14 protein-coding genes and 1 pseudogene are annotated in these 14,221 nt (G+C 72.0%); 7 read left to right on the plus strand and 8 right to left on the minus strand.

The window, feature by feature from the left end; translation table 11 throughout:
- Nucleotides 1-84 precede the first annotated feature (84 nt).
- Complete coding sequence (ssuE, locus tag AB0P17_RS25495) at nt 85-642, plus strand: NADPH-dependent FMN reductase (protein WP_365814236.1); 558 nt, start codon at nt 85-87, stop codon at nt 640-642.
- Nucleotides 643-666: 24 nt separating this feature from the next.
- Here ssuE and AB0P17_RS25500 read toward each other — a convergent pair whose 3' ends face one another.
- Nucleotides 667-2,121, minus strand: coding sequence for a glyceraldehyde-3-phosphate dehydrogenase (locus tag AB0P17_RS25500; RefSeq protein ID WP_365814237.1), 1,455 nt, complete (start codon nt 2,119-2,121; stop codon nt 667-669).
- A 120-nt stretch (nt 2,122-2,241) separates the two neighbouring features.
- Between AB0P17_RS25500 and AB0P17_RS25505 the strand changes: the two genes are divergently transcribed.
- Entirely contained in the window at nt 2,242-2,667 is a 426-nt protein-coding gene (locus tag AB0P17_RS25505) for an SRPBCC family protein (protein ID WP_365814238.1), read from the plus strand.
- Nucleotides 2,668-2,818: 151 nt separating this feature from the next.
- On the opposite strand, the gene AB0P17_RS25510 is transcribed toward AB0P17_RS25505, so the two are convergent.
- On the minus strand, nt 2,819-3,376 hold the full coding sequence (locus AB0P17_RS25510) for an NAD(P)H-dependent oxidoreductase (RefSeq protein ID WP_365814239.1): 558 nt from the start codon (nt 3,374-3,376) through the stop codon (nt 2,819-2,821).
- A 120-nt stretch (nt 3,377-3,496) separates the two neighbouring features.
- Between AB0P17_RS25510 and AB0P17_RS25515 the strand changes: the two genes are divergently transcribed.
- Entirely contained in the window at nt 3,497-4,165 is a 669-nt protein-coding gene (locus tag AB0P17_RS25515; RefSeq protein WP_365814240.1) for a helix-turn-helix domain-containing protein, read from the plus strand.
- A 123-nt stretch (nt 4,166-4,288) separates the two neighbouring features.
- Here the strand turns inward: AB0P17_RS25515 and AB0P17_RS25520 are convergent, their stop codons facing one another.
- The gene (locus AB0P17_RS25520) at nt 4,289-4,792 is read right to left on the minus strand and encodes a MarR family transcriptional regulator (protein ID WP_365814241.1); all 504 of its coding nucleotides are present in this window, start codon (nt 4,790-4,792) and stop codon (nt 4,289-4,291) included.
- A 107-nt stretch (nt 4,793-4,899) separates the two neighbouring features.
- Between AB0P17_RS25520 and AB0P17_RS25525 the strand changes: the two genes are divergently transcribed.
- Entirely contained in the window at nt 4,900-5,310 is a 411-nt protein-coding gene (locus tag AB0P17_RS25525; RefSeq protein WP_365814242.1) for an organic hydroperoxide resistance protein, read from the plus strand.
- A gap of 33 nt (nt 5,311-5,343) precedes the next feature.
- Here AB0P17_RS25525 and AB0P17_RS25530 read toward each other — a convergent pair whose 3' ends face one another.
- From AB0P17_RS25530 to AB0P17_RS25540, 3 genes are all read right to left on the minus strand, one after another.
- Nucleotides 5,344-6,546 (minus strand): cytochrome P450, encoded by a 1,203-nt coding sequence (locus tag AB0P17_RS25530; protein ID WP_365814243.1) that lies wholly within the window; start codon nt 6,544-6,546, stop codon nt 5,344-5,346.
- An 83-nt stretch (nt 6,547-6,629) separates the two neighbouring features.
- Entirely contained in the window at nt 6,630-7,823 is a 1,194-nt protein-coding gene (locus AB0P17_RS25535; protein WP_365814244.1) for a cytosine permease, read from the minus strand.
- Nucleotides 7,824-7,902: 79 nt separating this feature from the next.
- Complete coding sequence (locus AB0P17_RS25540) at nt 7,903-8,370, minus strand: flavin reductase family protein (protein WP_365814245.1); 468 nt, start codon at nt 8,368-8,370, stop codon at nt 7,903-7,905.
- Here AB0P17_RS25540 and AB0P17_RS25545 point away from each other — a divergent pair.
- Complete coding sequence (locus AB0P17_RS25545) at nt 8,363-8,842, plus strand: GntR family transcriptional regulator (RefSeq protein ID WP_365814246.1); 480 nt, start codon at nt 8,363-8,365, stop codon at nt 8,840-8,842. The genes AB0P17_RS25540 and AB0P17_RS25545 overlap by 8 nt on opposite strands.
- A gap of 35 nt (nt 8,843-8,877) precedes the next feature.
- Here the strand turns inward: AB0P17_RS25545 and AB0P17_RS25550 are convergent, their stop codons facing one another.
- The gene (locus tag AB0P17_RS25550) at nt 8,878-10,041 is read right to left on the minus strand and encodes an FAD-dependent oxidoreductase (protein ID WP_365814247.1); all 1,164 of its coding nucleotides are present in this window, start codon (nt 10,039-10,041) and stop codon (nt 8,878-8,880) included.
- Nucleotides 10,042-10,157: 116 nt separating this feature from the next.
- Nucleotides 10,158-10,451: pseudogene (locus AB0P17_RS25555) on the minus strand (bifunctional 3-phenylpropionate/cinnamic acid dioxygenase ferredoxin subunit); the annotation flags it as partial.
- A gap of 149 nt (nt 10,452-10,600) precedes the next feature.
- Between AB0P17_RS25555 and AB0P17_RS25560 the strand changes: the two are divergent.
- Both AB0P17_RS25560 and AB0P17_RS25565 read left to right on the plus strand, forming a co-directional pair.
- On the plus strand, nt 10,601-11,410 hold the full coding sequence (locus tag AB0P17_RS25560; protein ID WP_365814248.1) for an IclR family transcriptional regulator: 810 nt from the start codon (nt 10,601-10,603) through the stop codon (nt 11,408-11,410).
- Nucleotides 11,411-11,759: 349 nt separating this feature from the next.
- Nucleotides 11,760-14,216, plus strand: a complete 2,457-nt coding sequence (locus AB0P17_RS25565) for an FAD-dependent oxidoreductase (protein WP_365814249.1) — start codon at nt 11,760-11,762, stop codon at nt 14,214-14,216.
- Nucleotides 14,217-14,221: the final 5 nt, after the last annotated feature.

Consider the following 14,221-nt stretch of genomic DNA (forward strand, 5'->3'; position numbering starts at 1 on the left):
AGCGCCCGGCAGGGGGGACCATCCGGCCCCGCCCGCCCGCTCCGTACGTACGAACCCCCCATCCCGAACCCGAAAGGTCCCGCCATGGCCGTCATCCTGTCCGTCTCCGGAAGCCCTTCCCCCACCTCCCGCACCAACCGGCTCCTGCGCCACCTGGACGACCGGCTCCGCCGTCAGGGCCACGACGTGACCCCGTTCGAGGTGCGCACCCTCCCCGCCGACGCGCTGCTCGGCGCCGACTTCGGCCATCCGGCGATCGTCGCGGCCACGGCCCTGTTCGAACGGGCCGACGGGGTGGTGATCGGCACTCCCGTGTACAAGGCCGCGTACTCGGGACTGCTGAAGTCGCTGCTCGACCTGCTCCCCCAGTACGCGCTGGCCGGCAAGACCGTGCTGCCGCTGGCCACCGGCGGCAGCACGGCCCATGTCCTGGCCATCGACTACGCCCTGCGCCCGGTGCTCAGTTCCATGGGCGCGGGGCACATCGTGCCCGGCTGGTTCACCCTCGACAAGGACATCACGGCCGGCGGCGCGGGCGGCGCCGTGGTCGCGCCCGCCGCCGCGGAGGCGCTGGCGCAGGTCACGGACCAGTTCTCGGCCGCGCTGGGAGGGCGCCCGACCGTACTCGCGCCGACCGGGTGAGCACGGCCCGCCCGAGCGCCCGGGTCAGACGGCCGGGGCCGGGTAGGTCGGGTACTCCACCCCGGAGACGTGCTGCACGACACGGATGACCTGGCAGGAGTAGCCGAACTCGTTGTCGTACCAGAGGTAGAGGATCGCGTTGTCGCCGTCGACCTTGGTGGCGCCGGCGTCGACGATCGAGGCGTGGCGCGAGCCGATGAAGTCGCTCGACACCGCGTCGGGGGCGCTGATGAAGTCGATCTGGCGCTTGAGCGGCGAGGTGAGCGAGACCTCCCGGAGGTGGTCGAGGACCTCCTCACGGGTGGTCTCGCGTCCGAGCCGCAGGCTGAGGATCGCGATCGAGACATCCGGCACCGGGACCCGGATCGAGCTGCCGGTGATCGGTGCGTCGAGGTCGGGCAGCGCCTTGGCGACGGCGGAGGCGGCGCCGGTCTCGGTGATGACCATGTTGAGCGCCGCCGAGCGGCCGCGGCGGTCGGACCCGTGGTAGTTGTCCAGCAGGTTCTGGTCGTTGGTGTACGAGTGGACGGTCTCGACGTGGCCGCGCAGGACACCGTACTCGTCCGCCATCGCCTTCAGCGGCGGGACGATCGCGTTGGTGGTGCAGGACGCGCAGGACAGGATCCGCTCGTCCGGCTTGACCGTGTCGTGGTTGACGCCGTGGACGACGTTGGGGACGTCGCCCTTGCCGGGCGCGGTCAGGACGACCTTGGCGATGCCGGGGCGCAGGTGCTTCGAGAGGCCCTCGCGGTCGCGCCACCTGCCGGTGTTGTCGATGAGGATGGCGTCGTTGATGCCGTACGCCGTGTAGTCCACCGACGTGGGGTCGTCGGAGTAGATCATCTTGATCTCGTTGCCGTTGGCGATGATCCTGCTGTTCGCCTCGTCGACGCTGATCGTGCCCTGGAACTGGCCGTGGATGGAGTCCCGGCGCAGCAGCGAGGCGCGCTTGACGAGGTCGTCGGCGGCCCGGCCGGCGCCCTGGCGGACGACGATGGCGCGCAGCCGCAGGCCGTTGCCGGAGCCGGCCTTCTCGATGAGCAGGCGGGCGACGAGGCGGCCGATGCGGCCGAAGCCGTAGAGGACGACGTCCCGCGGGGCGCGGCGCTCGGTCTTGTTGGCGCCGGTGGCTCCGGCCACGGCCTCGGCGGTGAACTCGGTGACGGAGAGCCTGCGGTCGTCGCTCCGGTACGTCGCGGCGAGCATGCCGAGGTCGATCTGGGAGGGACCGAGGTCGAGCGTGGTGAGCGCTTCCAGGAACGGCAGCGTGTCGGTGACCGAGAGTTCCTCGCCGGCGATCTGCCGGGCGAACCGGTGGGTCTTGAGAATGCTGACGACCGATTTGTTCACCAGGGAGCGGCTGTGGAGCAGGACCGTGACGTCCCGCTCGCGGTGCAGCTTCCCGATGATCGGGATCATCGATTCCGCGATCCTCTCGCGGTTGTTCCAGTTGGTGAACGAATCCTCAATGACAGTCACAGACACATCTTTCGAGCTAGGCGGCGCTCATATGTTAACCCACTGACTGTTCGGCTCTTCGAACAGAGGTGGCCGATTCGTTCAAGACCACGACGTCGGAGGCTCGGTACCGTCACGCCCATGGAGAGTTTCACCGCGGAGTCGCGGCACATCAGCACGCATATCGACCGTCCCGCCGAGGAGGTGTACGACTACGCGTCGGACCCCGCCCATCTGCCCGAGTGGGCGCGGGGACTGGGGGACTCCATCGACAGGATCGACGGGCAGTGGATCGCGGAATCGTCGCCCATGGGGCGGGTCGTGGTCGCCTTCGCACCCCCGAACGAATTCGGCGTGCTCGATCACGATGTCACGCTGCCCTCGGGCGAGATCGTCCACAACCCGGTACGGGTGATCGCCGACGGCACCGGGTGCGAGGTGGTCTTCACGCTGCGCCGGGCGCCGGGGACGAGTGACGAGGAGTTCCGGCGCGACGCGGAGATGGTGTCCGCCGATCTCGCGCGGCTGAAGCGGGTGCTGGAGCGGGGCGGCGACCGGTCCGGGTGAACTCCGCCTCGCCCCTCGGCGGGGCCTCGCCCCTCGGAGGGGATATGACCGGAGGCGATACGACACCGCCCCGCGCCGGTGGTCCGGTGCGGGGCGGGGCGGGTGACGGAGAAGGCGCCGGCGGCGCGGGGTGCCGGATGCCGATGCCGGGTCAGGCGGCCACGGGGGTGGCGGCGGCGAGCTGGGCGAGGATCCCGGGGAGCTGCTCGGTGACCTCGGCGTCGTCCTGCGGGTGCAGTTCCGCGAAGCGGACCACGGAGCCGGGGATGGAGAGCTTCGCGTCGGCCAGGACCGCGCTGCCCGCGATACCGAGGGCCTTGCGGGTCTCGTCCTGGGCCCAGACGCCGCCGAACTGGCCGTAGGCGGTGCCGACGACGGCGGCCGGCCTGCCGGTCAGCGCGCCCGCGCCGAAGGGGCGGGACAGCCAGTCGATGGCGTTCTTCAGCACGGCGGGGATGGTGCCGTTGTACTCCGGCGAGAACAGCAGGAAGGCGTCCGCCTGTCCGGCGGCCTCACGCAGGGCGGCGGCACCGGCGGGGACAGCACCCTCGACGTCGATGTCCTCGTTGTAGAAGGGGACGTCCGCGAGACCTTCGTAGAGGACGACCTCGACACCCTCGGGGGCGAGCTTGACGGCCGCCTCGGCGAGCTGACGGTTGTGCGAACCGGCACGCAGGCTGCCGACGAGGGCGAGGACACGTACAGACATGACGGGCTCCTGAGCAGAGGGGGGAGATCGAAGTGGACCATGGTCCGCTTCCCTTTCCCTCATTAAACACCCCAAGCGGACCAGGGTCCACTTTCGCCGGAGCCGGTTAAGGTGAGTCTCATGAACGCGGACAGCGCCCCTCCGGAGAAGCGATCAACAGGCCTGCGGGAACTGCCCGTTCTTGGCCAGCCCGCCCGCGAACGCGCGGACGCCGCACAGAACCGCGTCCGGTTGCTCGACGCCGCCGCGACGCTGGTGCGCGACCTCGGCGCGCGGAACGTGACCATGGAGGCGGTGGCCTCGGCCGCCCGGGTGGGCAAAGGCACACTGTTCCGCCGCTTCGGGGACCGCGCGGGGCTCATGCTGGCGCTGGTGGACCACACCGAGCGGGAATTCCAGCGGGGGTTCCTGAGCGGGCCCCCGCCGCTCGGCCCCGGCGCCCCGGCGGCCGAGCGGCTGGCCGCGTTCGGCACGGCCACCATCCGCCTCAACCTGGACCACCTGGACCTGTTCCTCGCCGCCGAGCTCAGTACCGAGCGGCGCCATCTGGTCCCCGCCCTGACGGTCCGGCTGACGCACGTGATGGAGCTGCTGCGCCAGGCGGGGGCGAGCGGCGACATCGAGATGCTCGCCCACGCGCTCCTCAACTACCTGGACACGGCGCTGCTCCACCACCTCCATGTACAGCGGGGGTTCTCGCTCGCCCGGATCGAGGAGGGCTGGCGGGAGCTGGTCGCCAGAGCGGTGCTCCCGGCACCGGCCCGCGCACACGACGAGCGGGACGCGTAGCGCCGTACCCGCGCGGCCGGGACCAGGCCGGGCCGTACCCGCGCGGCCGGGACCAGGCAGCGCCGCACCCGCATTGCCGGGCGCACGGCCCGGCCGCGCGGGTACGGCCGCGTGGGTACAGCCTCAGAGCCCCGGCTCGGCGCGCGGGCCGTCGTCGAGTTCCACCGCGTCCAGCGCGCGGGTGAGCCGGTCCAGCCGGGACCGCAGGTCGTCGATCTCGTCGACGCCGAACCCGGTAGCCGCCGCGATCCTGCGCGGCACGCTCAGCGCGCGCTCCCGCAGGGCCGCTCCCCGCTCGGTGAGGTACACCCGCACCGAGCGTTCGTCGCGCGCGTCGCGCTCGCGCCGGACGAGCCCCGCGCCCTCCATCCGCTTCAGCAGCGGGGACAGCGTGCCGGAGTCGAGCCGCAGATGCTCGCCCACCTCCTTGACCGGAAGCGTGCCGTGCTCCCACAGCACGAGCATGACCAGGTACTGGGGGTAGGTGAGCCCGAGGTCCTTGAGCAGCACGCGGTAGACGCCACCGAAGGCACGCGAGGCGGCGTTCAGGGAGAAGCAGATCTGCCGGTCCAGGCGGAGGAAGTCCGCATCGGGCACGGCAGCGGTCGGCGTCGGCGTCGCGGTCATGGGTCCAGGATAGCCCGACCGGGCTATTAGATTGTGCACAACTTAATTGTGTACTCTCATGATGACGGCGGCACACCGGACCGCCGACGACGAGAGGGATGGTTTCGATGGACGCGCTGTACACCGCTGTGGCGACCGCCAACGGCCGGGAGGGACGTGCGGTCAGCTCCGACGGCCGGCTGGACCTGCCGCTGGCCATGCCGCCGGCCCTGGGAGGCTCCGGCGAGGGCACCAACCCCGAGCAGCTCTTCGCCGCCGGATACGCCGCCTGCTTCGCCAGCGCGCTGGGACTGGTCGGCAGCAAGGCGAAGGTCGACACGAGCGACGTGTCGGTGACCGCCGAGGTCGGCATCGGCAAGGACGGGGCCGGCTTCGGCCTCACCGTCACGCTGCGGGTCGAGCTGCCCGAGTCGCTCGCGGGCGAGACGGGTGAACTCCTGGTCAAGCAGGCCCACGAGGTCTGCCCCTATTCCAAGGCGACGCGGGGCAACATCCCGGTCGAGCTCGTCGTCGAGTAGTCGCCCGCAGGGCGCCCCGCGGGCCCCGTTCCGTCACACCTGGACCGGCAGTCCTTCCAGTCCCCGGATCACGAAGTTCGGCTTGCGCACCGGCTCCCCCGCCGGGCGCAGGCCGGGGGCCAGGTCCAGCAGCGCGGAGAGCGAGGCCGCCAGTTCGATACGGGCCAGCGGGGCGCCCACGCAGTAGTGGATGCCCGCGCCGAAGGAGATGTGCGGGTTCTCGCGACGCGAGAGGTCCAGGGTCTCCGGCGCCGCGAAGACGGCCGGGTCGTGGTTGGCCGAGCCGAAGAGCAGCGCGACCTCGGCGCCGCGCGGCACCCTCGTCCCACCGACCTCGATCTCGTCGAGCACCCACCGCTCGAAGAGCTGGAGCGGGGTGTCGTAGCGCATCAACTCCTCCACCGCCGTGGACAGCAGGGCCCGGTCCGCGCGGAGCGCGGCGAGCTGACCGGGGTTGCGGAAGAGCGCGTGCCAGCCGTTGACCGTGGCGTTCACCGTCGCCTCGTGTCCGGCGTTCAGCAGCAGCGCGCAGGTCGCGACCATCTCGGCCTCCGTCAGTCTCTCGCCGTCGTCATGGGCGGCGATGAGCCCCGAGACGAGATCGTCGCCGGGCTTCTCCCGGCGGGCCGCGATCAGTTCACGCAGATACGCGGAGAACTCCACCGAGGCGGTGACCGCGCGCCGGGCCGTCTCCTCCGGCGGATTCAGCTCGTACATCCCGCAGATCGCCGCCGACCACGGCCGCAGCAGCGGGCGGTCCGCCTCGGGCACGCCCAGCATCTCCGCGATGACCGCGACCGGCAGCGGCTCCGCGACGGCGGTCAGCAGATCGCCGCCGCCCCGCTCCACCAGCCGCGCCACGAGGGTACGGGCGAGCTGCCGTACGTACGGGGCGAGCCGCTCGACGGTGCGCGGGGTGAACGCCTTCGACACCAGGCGCCGGATCCGGGTGTGGTCCGGGGGCTCCAGCTCCAGCATCCCCTGGTCGTTCAGCTCGTGGAACGGTTCGTGCCCGGCCGGCGGCGGGGTCCTGCCGAACTCCTCGTGGGTGAACCGGTGCCCGTAGGAGCGGCCGAGGCGGCGGTCGCGCAGCAGCGCCGAGACATCCGCGTGGTGCGGGACGAGCCACTGGTCGCTCGGCTCGTAGTAGTGCGCCCGGCCGCGGGCCCGCAGTTCGGCGTAGGCGGGGTACGGGTCGGCGAGGAAGGCGGGAGACCCTGGGTCGAAGTCCGGCATTCCAGGACCGTAACGGGAGCGGGGGGCCGGCACCAGGTGCGCCCGCGCCGGGCTCCGGGCACACCTCCTTCCGGAAGGCGGCGTCAGCCCGTCGGGCCGGTGGCCGCCGGCTCCCGTTCCGCGGCGTGCGCGTCCGGCGGCGAACCGGTGCCGGGGGTACGCGTCCACAGCGGTTTCAGCCGGTAGGTCAGCAGGTAGAGGACGACGGCGGTGCCGGCCGCGACGAACATGCTCAGGTCGCCCGCGCCCGGGTACGCCGCCGCGAACGGGCCGGTGAAGGCGCTGGACTGCCAGAACGGCACCGAGGCCAGCACCCCGGCCACCCAGACGACGATGCCCCAGTCGAGGATCCGGTTCCGGTCGTAGAGTTCGGCGATCCTCGCCGGGTCGGCCCGGCCGCCGAGCACGTAGTCCAGCAGGACCACGGCCGCGAAGGGCGCGATGAAGTTCGCGGTCAGGTTGAGGAAGACCTTGAACTTCTCCTCCGTGCCCGTCTCGCCCCACAGGCTGATCCCGTACGCCAGGGCGCAGATGATGGTCACCGCCTGGGTCCGGCTGACCGGCACCTTGAGCGTCTGGACGGAGATGGCGCCGCCGTAGACGTTGAGGAAGTTCTGGGCGAGCGCGGAGAGCGCGATGGCGATCAGCGCGGGAACGGCGAAGGGGCCCGCGAGCTGGTGGAGTGCCGTGATGGAGTCCGTGCTCGTGGAGCTGGAGCCCACCAGCACGCCCAGGATGCCCAGCCAGCAGATGGTGACGAAGTCGCCGAGGCCGGTGTACCAGGCCGTACGGCGCACCACGTGGTCCGTGTCGGGGAGATAGCGCGAGTAGTCCGAGGCGAACGGCACCCATGCGACGAGGAACGACAGGAACCAGCCGCCGAAGGTGACCCAGCCGCCGGTGGCGCCGACGTATCCGTCGGCTCCCGGGTCGGCCCCGAAGGTGCCGCCGCTGCCGTAGAAGCCGAGGGGGCCGCGGGCCTGGATCTGCTGCGGTACGCCGAGCCGTACCCCCATCCGGGACATGACGGCCATCAGCACCGAGCCCAGGCCGGCGCCGGCGACGATCGCGGTGACCGCGGCGCCGAAGCTCAGCCCGAACCGGGCCGCGCTGAACCCCAGCAGGATGATGGGGAAGTTGAGTCCGGCGGCGAACCAGACGAAGAACTGGGAGCTGGGCTTCCCGTGGCGCTCGCTGTCGGGGATGTGGTCGACCCCGAAGGGTTCCACCTTCGTGACCGCGCTCCCGTACACCGGTGGCGGGGCGTCGTGCGTCATGGCGTGCTCCTGGGAACAGAGGGAGGCATGAACGGAGGGGCGGGGTTCGGAACGAGGGGCGGGCGGCGGGTCCGGTGGCTCACCACGGCAGGGGCGCCGTCTGCGAGATGTCGAAGAATCCGCCCCCGCTGTAGACCAGCGGGGCCAGGTCGTCGTGACGGGCGGAGACGACCCGGCCGGTGAAGACGGTGTGGCTGCCGGCCTGGAGGCGTTCACCGATCTCCACCTCCAACTGGGCGCAGGAACCGCCGATCAGCGGCGCCCCGTGGGGACCGGGGGTCCAGGCCGGCCCGGCGAACTTGTCCTCCGCCTTGGAGGCGAAGGTCCTGGCGACGTCGAGCTGGTCGGCGGCGAGGATGCTGATGCCGAGATGGCTCGCGCGGCTCAGGGCCGGGTGGGTGCTGGAGCTGTTCTGTACGCAGACCAGGACCATCGGCGGGTCGAGGGAGATGCTGGAGAACGCGTCGGTGTGAGCCGCACCCCGATCCGGGAGGCCCTCAAGCAGCTTCAGATCGAGGCTGGTCGAGGTGCGGCCCCGGGTGGGCACCTTTGTCGCGGTGCCGTCCCGGCGGGAGCTGACCGAGTTGTTCCAGATGAAGGAGCTGCTGGAGGGCGCCGCCGCCCGGCTGCCGGCCTTCCGCGGGAACGTACCGGAACTGGCCACGCTGGAGGCGAACATGCGCGCGGCCGACGACGCGGTCCGGGACGGTGACACCGACCGTTACGCCTCGCTCGTCCACGAGTTCCACGACCTGATCGTCAGCGGGGCCGACAACGGAAAGCTGGAGGCCCACTACCGCACCCTGATGTACCAGTTGGCGTACGCGCGCCTGGTACGCACCTCACTGTCGCGGCCCGGGAGGCTGAACGCGTCGGACAGCGAGCACCACCGGGTGCTCGGCCTCATCGCCGCCAAGGACGGCGACGGCGCCGAGCGGGTGATGCGCGAGCATGTCCGGCTCAGCCACCAGGCGTTGATGGCCGGGATCGACGAACGGCGGGGCGAGGAGCTGCTGTAGGGCCCCGGACACCGGCCGTACACAAAAAACCAACCTCAGGCTCGGGCGAGTTGGCGGCGCAGCCGGGTGAAGGGGCGCGGCCGGTTCGCGGAGAGGACGGCCGTGGTCCTGCCGTCGCGTTCGTACACGGCGAGGAAGTCGCCCAGCGCCGGCTCGCCCTCGACGACGCGTACGGTGTCGCCCGGCGCCCGGTGGCCGGCGAACTGTACGCGTACACCGTACTGGTCGGACCAGAAGTAGGGCCGCGCCGTGTACGTGCCGACGGTGTGCCCCGCGAGGAGGTTGCGGACGGCCACGGCCGGCTGTTCGACCGCGCTGGTCCAGTGTTCCGCCCGTACGGGTGCGCCCAGTTGGGGCCGGTGGACCCGGGCGACATCGCCGACGGCGACGATGTGCGGCGCGGCGGTCACACACCCCGCGTCGCAGAGCACACCGTCGTCCACACCGAGCCCGGAGCCGGCCAGCCAGTCGGTGCGCGGGGTGACACCGATACCGACGACGACCACCTCGGCCGGGAGTGTGCGCCCGTCGGCCAGCTCCACCGACTCCACCCGGGTACGGCCGCGCAGCGCCACCACCCCGGTGCCGCACAGGAGTTGTGTGCCCCGCAGAGCGTGCAGCGCGGCGAGCGCCGCCGCCATCTCCGTGCCGAGCTGGGGCAGCAGCGGCCAGGCGGCGGCCTCGACCACGGTGACGTCGTGGCCCAGTTCCCGGCAGGAGGAGGCGACTTCGGCGCCGATGAAGCCCGCGCCGATCACCACCACCCGGCGGGGCCCCGTGTGCAGATCGGCCCGCAGTGCCACGGCGTCGTCGAGGGTGCGCAGGGTGTGGGCGCCCGGCGGCCTGCGCGCGGCGCCGGGGAGGGCCCGCGCGGCGGCGCCCGTGGCGAGGACGAAGCCGTCGGCACGGAGCCGGCGCCCACCGGCCAGGGTGATCTCCCGCGCGGCCGGGTCGAGATGCGTGGCGCGCGCGCCGAGGAGCCATTCCACGTCGAGCGCCTCGTCGTCGGGTTCGAGCAGGGCCTCGGGGGCGGGCGGCGCCGCGGCGGTGAGGAACCGTTTGGAGAGCGGCGGGCGGTCGTAGGGGCGGTGGGGCTCCTCGCCGATCACGGTGACGCGTCCGTCGAACCCCTGGTCGCGCAGCGCCCGTACGGCGTGCACCGCGGCCAGCGAGCCGCCGACCACGGCGACCGACCTCATACGGCGCCGCCTTCGGCGGCGACGGCCAACGGCACGGCCACCTCGGCCGACACCGACACCGACACCGGTACCGCGACGCCGGCCACGGCCACGGCCACGGCAGGGGCCGGTGTGGCCACCCGTACATGGATCACACCGTCGATAATCTCGACACGGTGGGTCCGGACGGGCCTGCGCGCGGGCGGGCAGCTCGGCGCGCCCGTGCGCAGATCGAACGAGGCGGCGTGCAGCGGGCATTCGACCTGGCAGTTCTCGACCCAGCCCTCGGAAAGCGAGGCATCCTGGTGGGTACAGGTGTCATCGATCGCGTAGAACTCACCCTCGGCGTGGAACACGGCGATGGGTGGTTCTGTGTCGATGCGTATGGCTTCGCCCTCCGGCAGATCCTCAAGGCGGCAGACAGGAATCACAGGCCCCCCTCACGCGAATCAATATCGTACGGTTGTACATGACGCATCGCGAGGCGCGATGCGCAACAGAATCCTGGCCGAACGCCCGGCCGTCAAGGGCTTCCAGAAACGACGGCCGGAACGGGACGCCGGTGGATGGGATCGGAAACGTGGCGGACACAACTGAAGAGACGAACGAGGGAAAACGGAGCCCTTCGGGCTCCGTCCAGTCGGTCGACCGGGCGGTGAGCGTGCTGGAGATCCTCGCACAGCAGGGCGAGGCCGGAGTCACCGACATCGCCGACGAGTTGGGCGTCCACAAGTCGACCGCGTTCCGGCTGCTCGGGGTGTTGGAGAGCCGGGGACTGGTCGGCCAGGAGAAGGACCGCGGGAAGTACTACCTCGGCGCCGGCGTGCTCCGCCTGGCCGGCGCGGCGGCGCTGCGCCTGGACATCTCCCAGGAGGGCGTCGGGGTGATCAGGACGCTGGCGGAGGAGACCGGCGAGACGGCCAACATCGCGATCCTGGACAGCGACGCGGCGGTCAACATCATGCAGGCGCGCGGCCCCGCGGCCGTCACCGCGCACAACTGGCTGGGGCGGCGCTTCGCCCTGCACGCGACGGCCACCGGCAAGGTCCTGATGGCCCACCTCCCGAAGGAGCGGCGCGAGGTGCTGCTCGCGGACCCGCCCGAGCGCTTCACCGAGCGGACGATCACCGACCGGACGGTCCTGCGGGCGGAGCTGGCGGTCGTGGCCGAGCAGGGGTACGCCTGCACGACGGAGGAGCTGGAGAGCGGACTGAACGCCGTCGGGGCCGAGGTCAGGGCGCACGACGGCTCGGTCATCGGGGCGATCGGGGTCTCCGGGCCCGCGTACCGCATGACCGGCGACGCACTGCCGGAGGCGGTCAAGAAGGTGGTGGAGGCGGCCCAGGAACTCTCCCGCCGCATGGGGCACAGCGCCCGGGACACCACCTGACGGCACGTCGGATTTTCTTTGCCGTCGCGCGGGGACCGGTGAGCAGCGCTTCCCCGGGGGCCTTTACCTGTCGTTAACCGGGCACCCTTGACACCCCCTGCCGCCGTTCCCAGGATGTCTCACATAGCGCAACGCGCACCGCACCACGCAACAGGACGGGGCGGTGTGGCCGGTCCCCTCTGTCCGGCCACAGCCCCGCCCTGTCGCCGCCGCACACCGCACACCTCGCATCGCACCGCATACCGCGCATCGCACGCCGCACCGCACACCTCGCGTCCGCACGCCGCACCGCACACCTCGCACAGCCCGTACCTCGCACACCCCTGACCGCACCGATCCGAGGAGGGGTATGTCCCGCACGCTCGACCCCGCAGCGCGTGTCGTCATCATCGGGGCCGGCATCGTCGGCTGCTCGCTCGCCGACGAGCTCACCGCCCGCGGCTGGCGCGACGTCACCGTACTGGAGCAGGGGCCGCTCCCCGCCCCCGGCGGCTCCACCTCGCACGCCCCCGGCCTGGTGTTCCGGACCAACCCCTCGAAGACCATGACCGAGTTCGCCCGGTACACCGCCGAGAAGTTCGCCGGTCTCGACGTCGACGGGCTGCCCTGTTTCCACCGGGTGGGCGGGGTGGAGGTGGCCACGACACCCGAGCGGTGGGCCGATCTGCACCGCAAGGCCGGTTACGCCGCCTCCTGGGGCGTGGCCGGTGAACTGATCACTCCCGAGCGGTGTGCCGAGCTGTGGCCGCTACTCGATCCCGGTCAGGTGCTCGGCGGCTTCCACACCCCCGGCGACGGGCTGGTCCGCGCCGTGCTCGCCTGCCGGGCACAGACCCGCCGGGCCGAGGAGCGCGGTGCCCGCTTCCTGGAGCGGCACACCGTGACCGGGATCGACCGGGCGGACGGCCGGGTCACCGGGGTCGTCACCGACCGGGGGAACTTCCCCGCCGATGTCGTGGTCTCGGCGGCGGGCTTCTGGGGGCCGGTCATCGGCGAGCTGGCGGGGGTGCCCGTACCCCTGCTGCCGCTCGCCCACCAGTACGTACGGACCGCGCCGCTGCCCGCACCGGCCGGTCCCGACGGCCCGCGGACCGGGACGAGCCGGCCGATCCTGCGCTTCCAGGACGCCGACCTCTACTTCCGCGAACACACCGACCGCATCGGCATCGGCTCGTACGACCACCGGCCGCTGCCCGTCGACCCGTTCACGCTGCCCGCGTACGACGACGCCGACGTCATGCCGTCCTCGCTCGCCTTCACCGAGGACGACTTCGCCCGCGGCTGGGCGGAGGCGGCGCGGCTGCTGCCCGCGCTCGCCGCGAGCCGTGTCGAGGAGGGCTTCAACGGGGTCTTCTCCTTCACCTCCGACGGGATGCCGGTCCTCGGCGAATCCCGTGAGCTGCGCGGATTCTGGCTGGCCGAGGCCGTGTGGGTGACTCACTCCGCCGGGGTGGCGAAGGCCGTCGCCGAGTGGCTGACGGACGGGCGGCCCTCGGTCGATGTCCACGAGTGCGATCTCCACCGCTTCGAGGAGGTCGAGCTCTCCCCCGGTTACGTGGCCGAACGCGGCGCGCGCCAGTTCGCCGAGGTGTACGACATCGTCCATCCGCTCCAGCCCGCCGAGCGGCCCCGGCCGCTGCGCGTCTCGCCCTTCCACGCCCGCCAGCGGGAGTTGGGCGCGGTGTTCCTGGAGAGCGGCGGGTGGGAACGGCCGCACTGGTACGAGGCGAACGCGCCGCTCGCCGCCTCGGTGCGGCTCCCCGGACGGGACGCCTGGTCGGCCCGGTACTGGTCGCCCGTCGCGGCGGCCGAGGCCCGCGCCACCCGCGAGAGGGTGGCGCTGTACGACATGACACCGCTGCGGCGGCTGGAGGTCACCGGCGCCGGGTCCCTGGACTTCCTCCAGCGCATGACCACCAACCAGCTCGCGAAGAAGCCGGGCGCGGTCACGTACACCCTGCTGCTGGACGAGGCCGGCGGGATCCGCAGCGATCTGACCGTCGCCCGCCTCGGGGAGCGGCACTTCCAGGTCGGCGCCAACAGCGGGCAGGACCTGGACCGGCTGCTGCGGCACGCGCCGGACGGCGTCCAGGTCAGGGACATCACCTCCGGCACCTGCTGCATCGGGGTCTGGGGCCCGCTCGCCCGCGCGCTGGTCCAGCCGCTGACCCGCGACGACTTCTCGCACGGGGCGTTCGGCTACTTCCGGACCCGGCGTACCTGGATCGGGGACGTACCGGTGACCGCGATGCGGCTGAGCTACGTCGGGGAGCTGGGCTGGGAGCTGTACACCGGCGCCGACACGGGGCTGCGGCTGTGGGACACGCTGTGGGAGGCGGGCCAGGAGCTGGGGGTCGTCGCCGCCGGGCGCAGCGCCTTCGACAGTCTGCGGCTGGAGAAGGGGTACCGCGCCTGGGGCCGGGACATGACCACCGAGCACGATCCGTACGAGGCGGGCCTCGGCTTCGCCGTGCGGATGGACAAGGGCGACTTCGCCGGCCGGGACGCCCTGGTGGGCCGCTCGACGGAGAGCCGCACACGCGCCCTGGCCTGTCTGACACTGGACGATCCCGCGGCGGTGGTGCTCGGCAAGGAGCCGGTGCGGGTGGACGGAACCGTGGTCGGGTACGTCACCAGCGCCGGGTACGGCTACTCGATCGGCAGGACCGTGGCGTACGCCTGGCTGCCCGCGGCCCACGCGGTGCCGGGGACGGCGGTGTCCGTCGAGTACTTCGGGGAGAAGATCTCCGCGACGGTGGCGGCGGAGCCGCTCTTCGACCCGGGCATGTCCCGTATCCGCCGCTGACCCGC

The sequence above is a fragment of the Streptomyces sp. NPDC088124 genome, assembly GCF_040685895.1.
GTDB lineage: Bacteria > Actinomycetota > Actinomycetes > Streptomycetales > Streptomycetaceae > Streptomyces.

What these genes read in the sequence shown, in the direction of transcription:
- AB0P17_RS25550 (WP_365814247.1), bottom strand. Translation starts at nt 10,041, where the DNA reads ATGAGGTCGGTCGCCGTGGTCGGCGGCTCGCTGGCCGCGGTGCACGCC.
- AB0P17_RS25515 (WP_365814240.1), top strand. Translation starts at nt 3,497, where the DNA reads ATGAACGCGGACAGCGCCCCTCCGGAGAAGCGATCAACAGGCCTGCGG.
- AB0P17_RS25505 (WP_365814238.1), top strand. Translation starts at nt 2,242, where the DNA reads ATGGAGAGTTTCACCGCGGAGTCGCGGCACATCAGCACGCATATCGAC.
- AB0P17_RS25520 (WP_365814241.1), bottom strand. Translation starts at nt 4,792, where the DNA reads ATGACCGCGACGCCGACGCCGACCGCTGCCGTGCCCGATGCGGACTTC.
- ssuE (WP_365814236.1), top strand. Translation starts at nt 85, where the DNA reads ATGGCCGTCATCCTGTCCGTCTCCGGAAGCCCTTCCCCCACCTCCCGC.
- AB0P17_RS25535 (WP_365814244.1), bottom strand. Translation starts at nt 7,823, where the DNA reads ATGACGCACGACGCCCCGCCACCGGTGTACGGGAGCGCGGTCACGAAG.
- AB0P17_RS25565 (WP_365814249.1), top strand. Translation starts at nt 11,760, where the DNA reads ATGTCCCGCACGCTCGACCCCGCAGCGCGTGTCGTCATCATCGGGGCC.
- AB0P17_RS25525 (WP_365814242.1), top strand. Translation starts at nt 4,900, where the DNA reads ATGGACGCGCTGTACACCGCTGTGGCGACCGCCAACGGCCGGGAGGGA.
- AB0P17_RS25530 (WP_365814243.1), bottom strand. Translation starts at nt 6,546, where the DNA reads ATGCCGGACTTCGACCCAGGGTCTCCCGCCTTCCTCGCCGACCCGTAC.
- AB0P17_RS25510 (WP_365814239.1), bottom strand. Translation starts at nt 3,376, where the DNA reads ATGTCTGTACGTGTCCTCGCCCTCGTCGGCAGCCTGCGTGCCGGTTCG.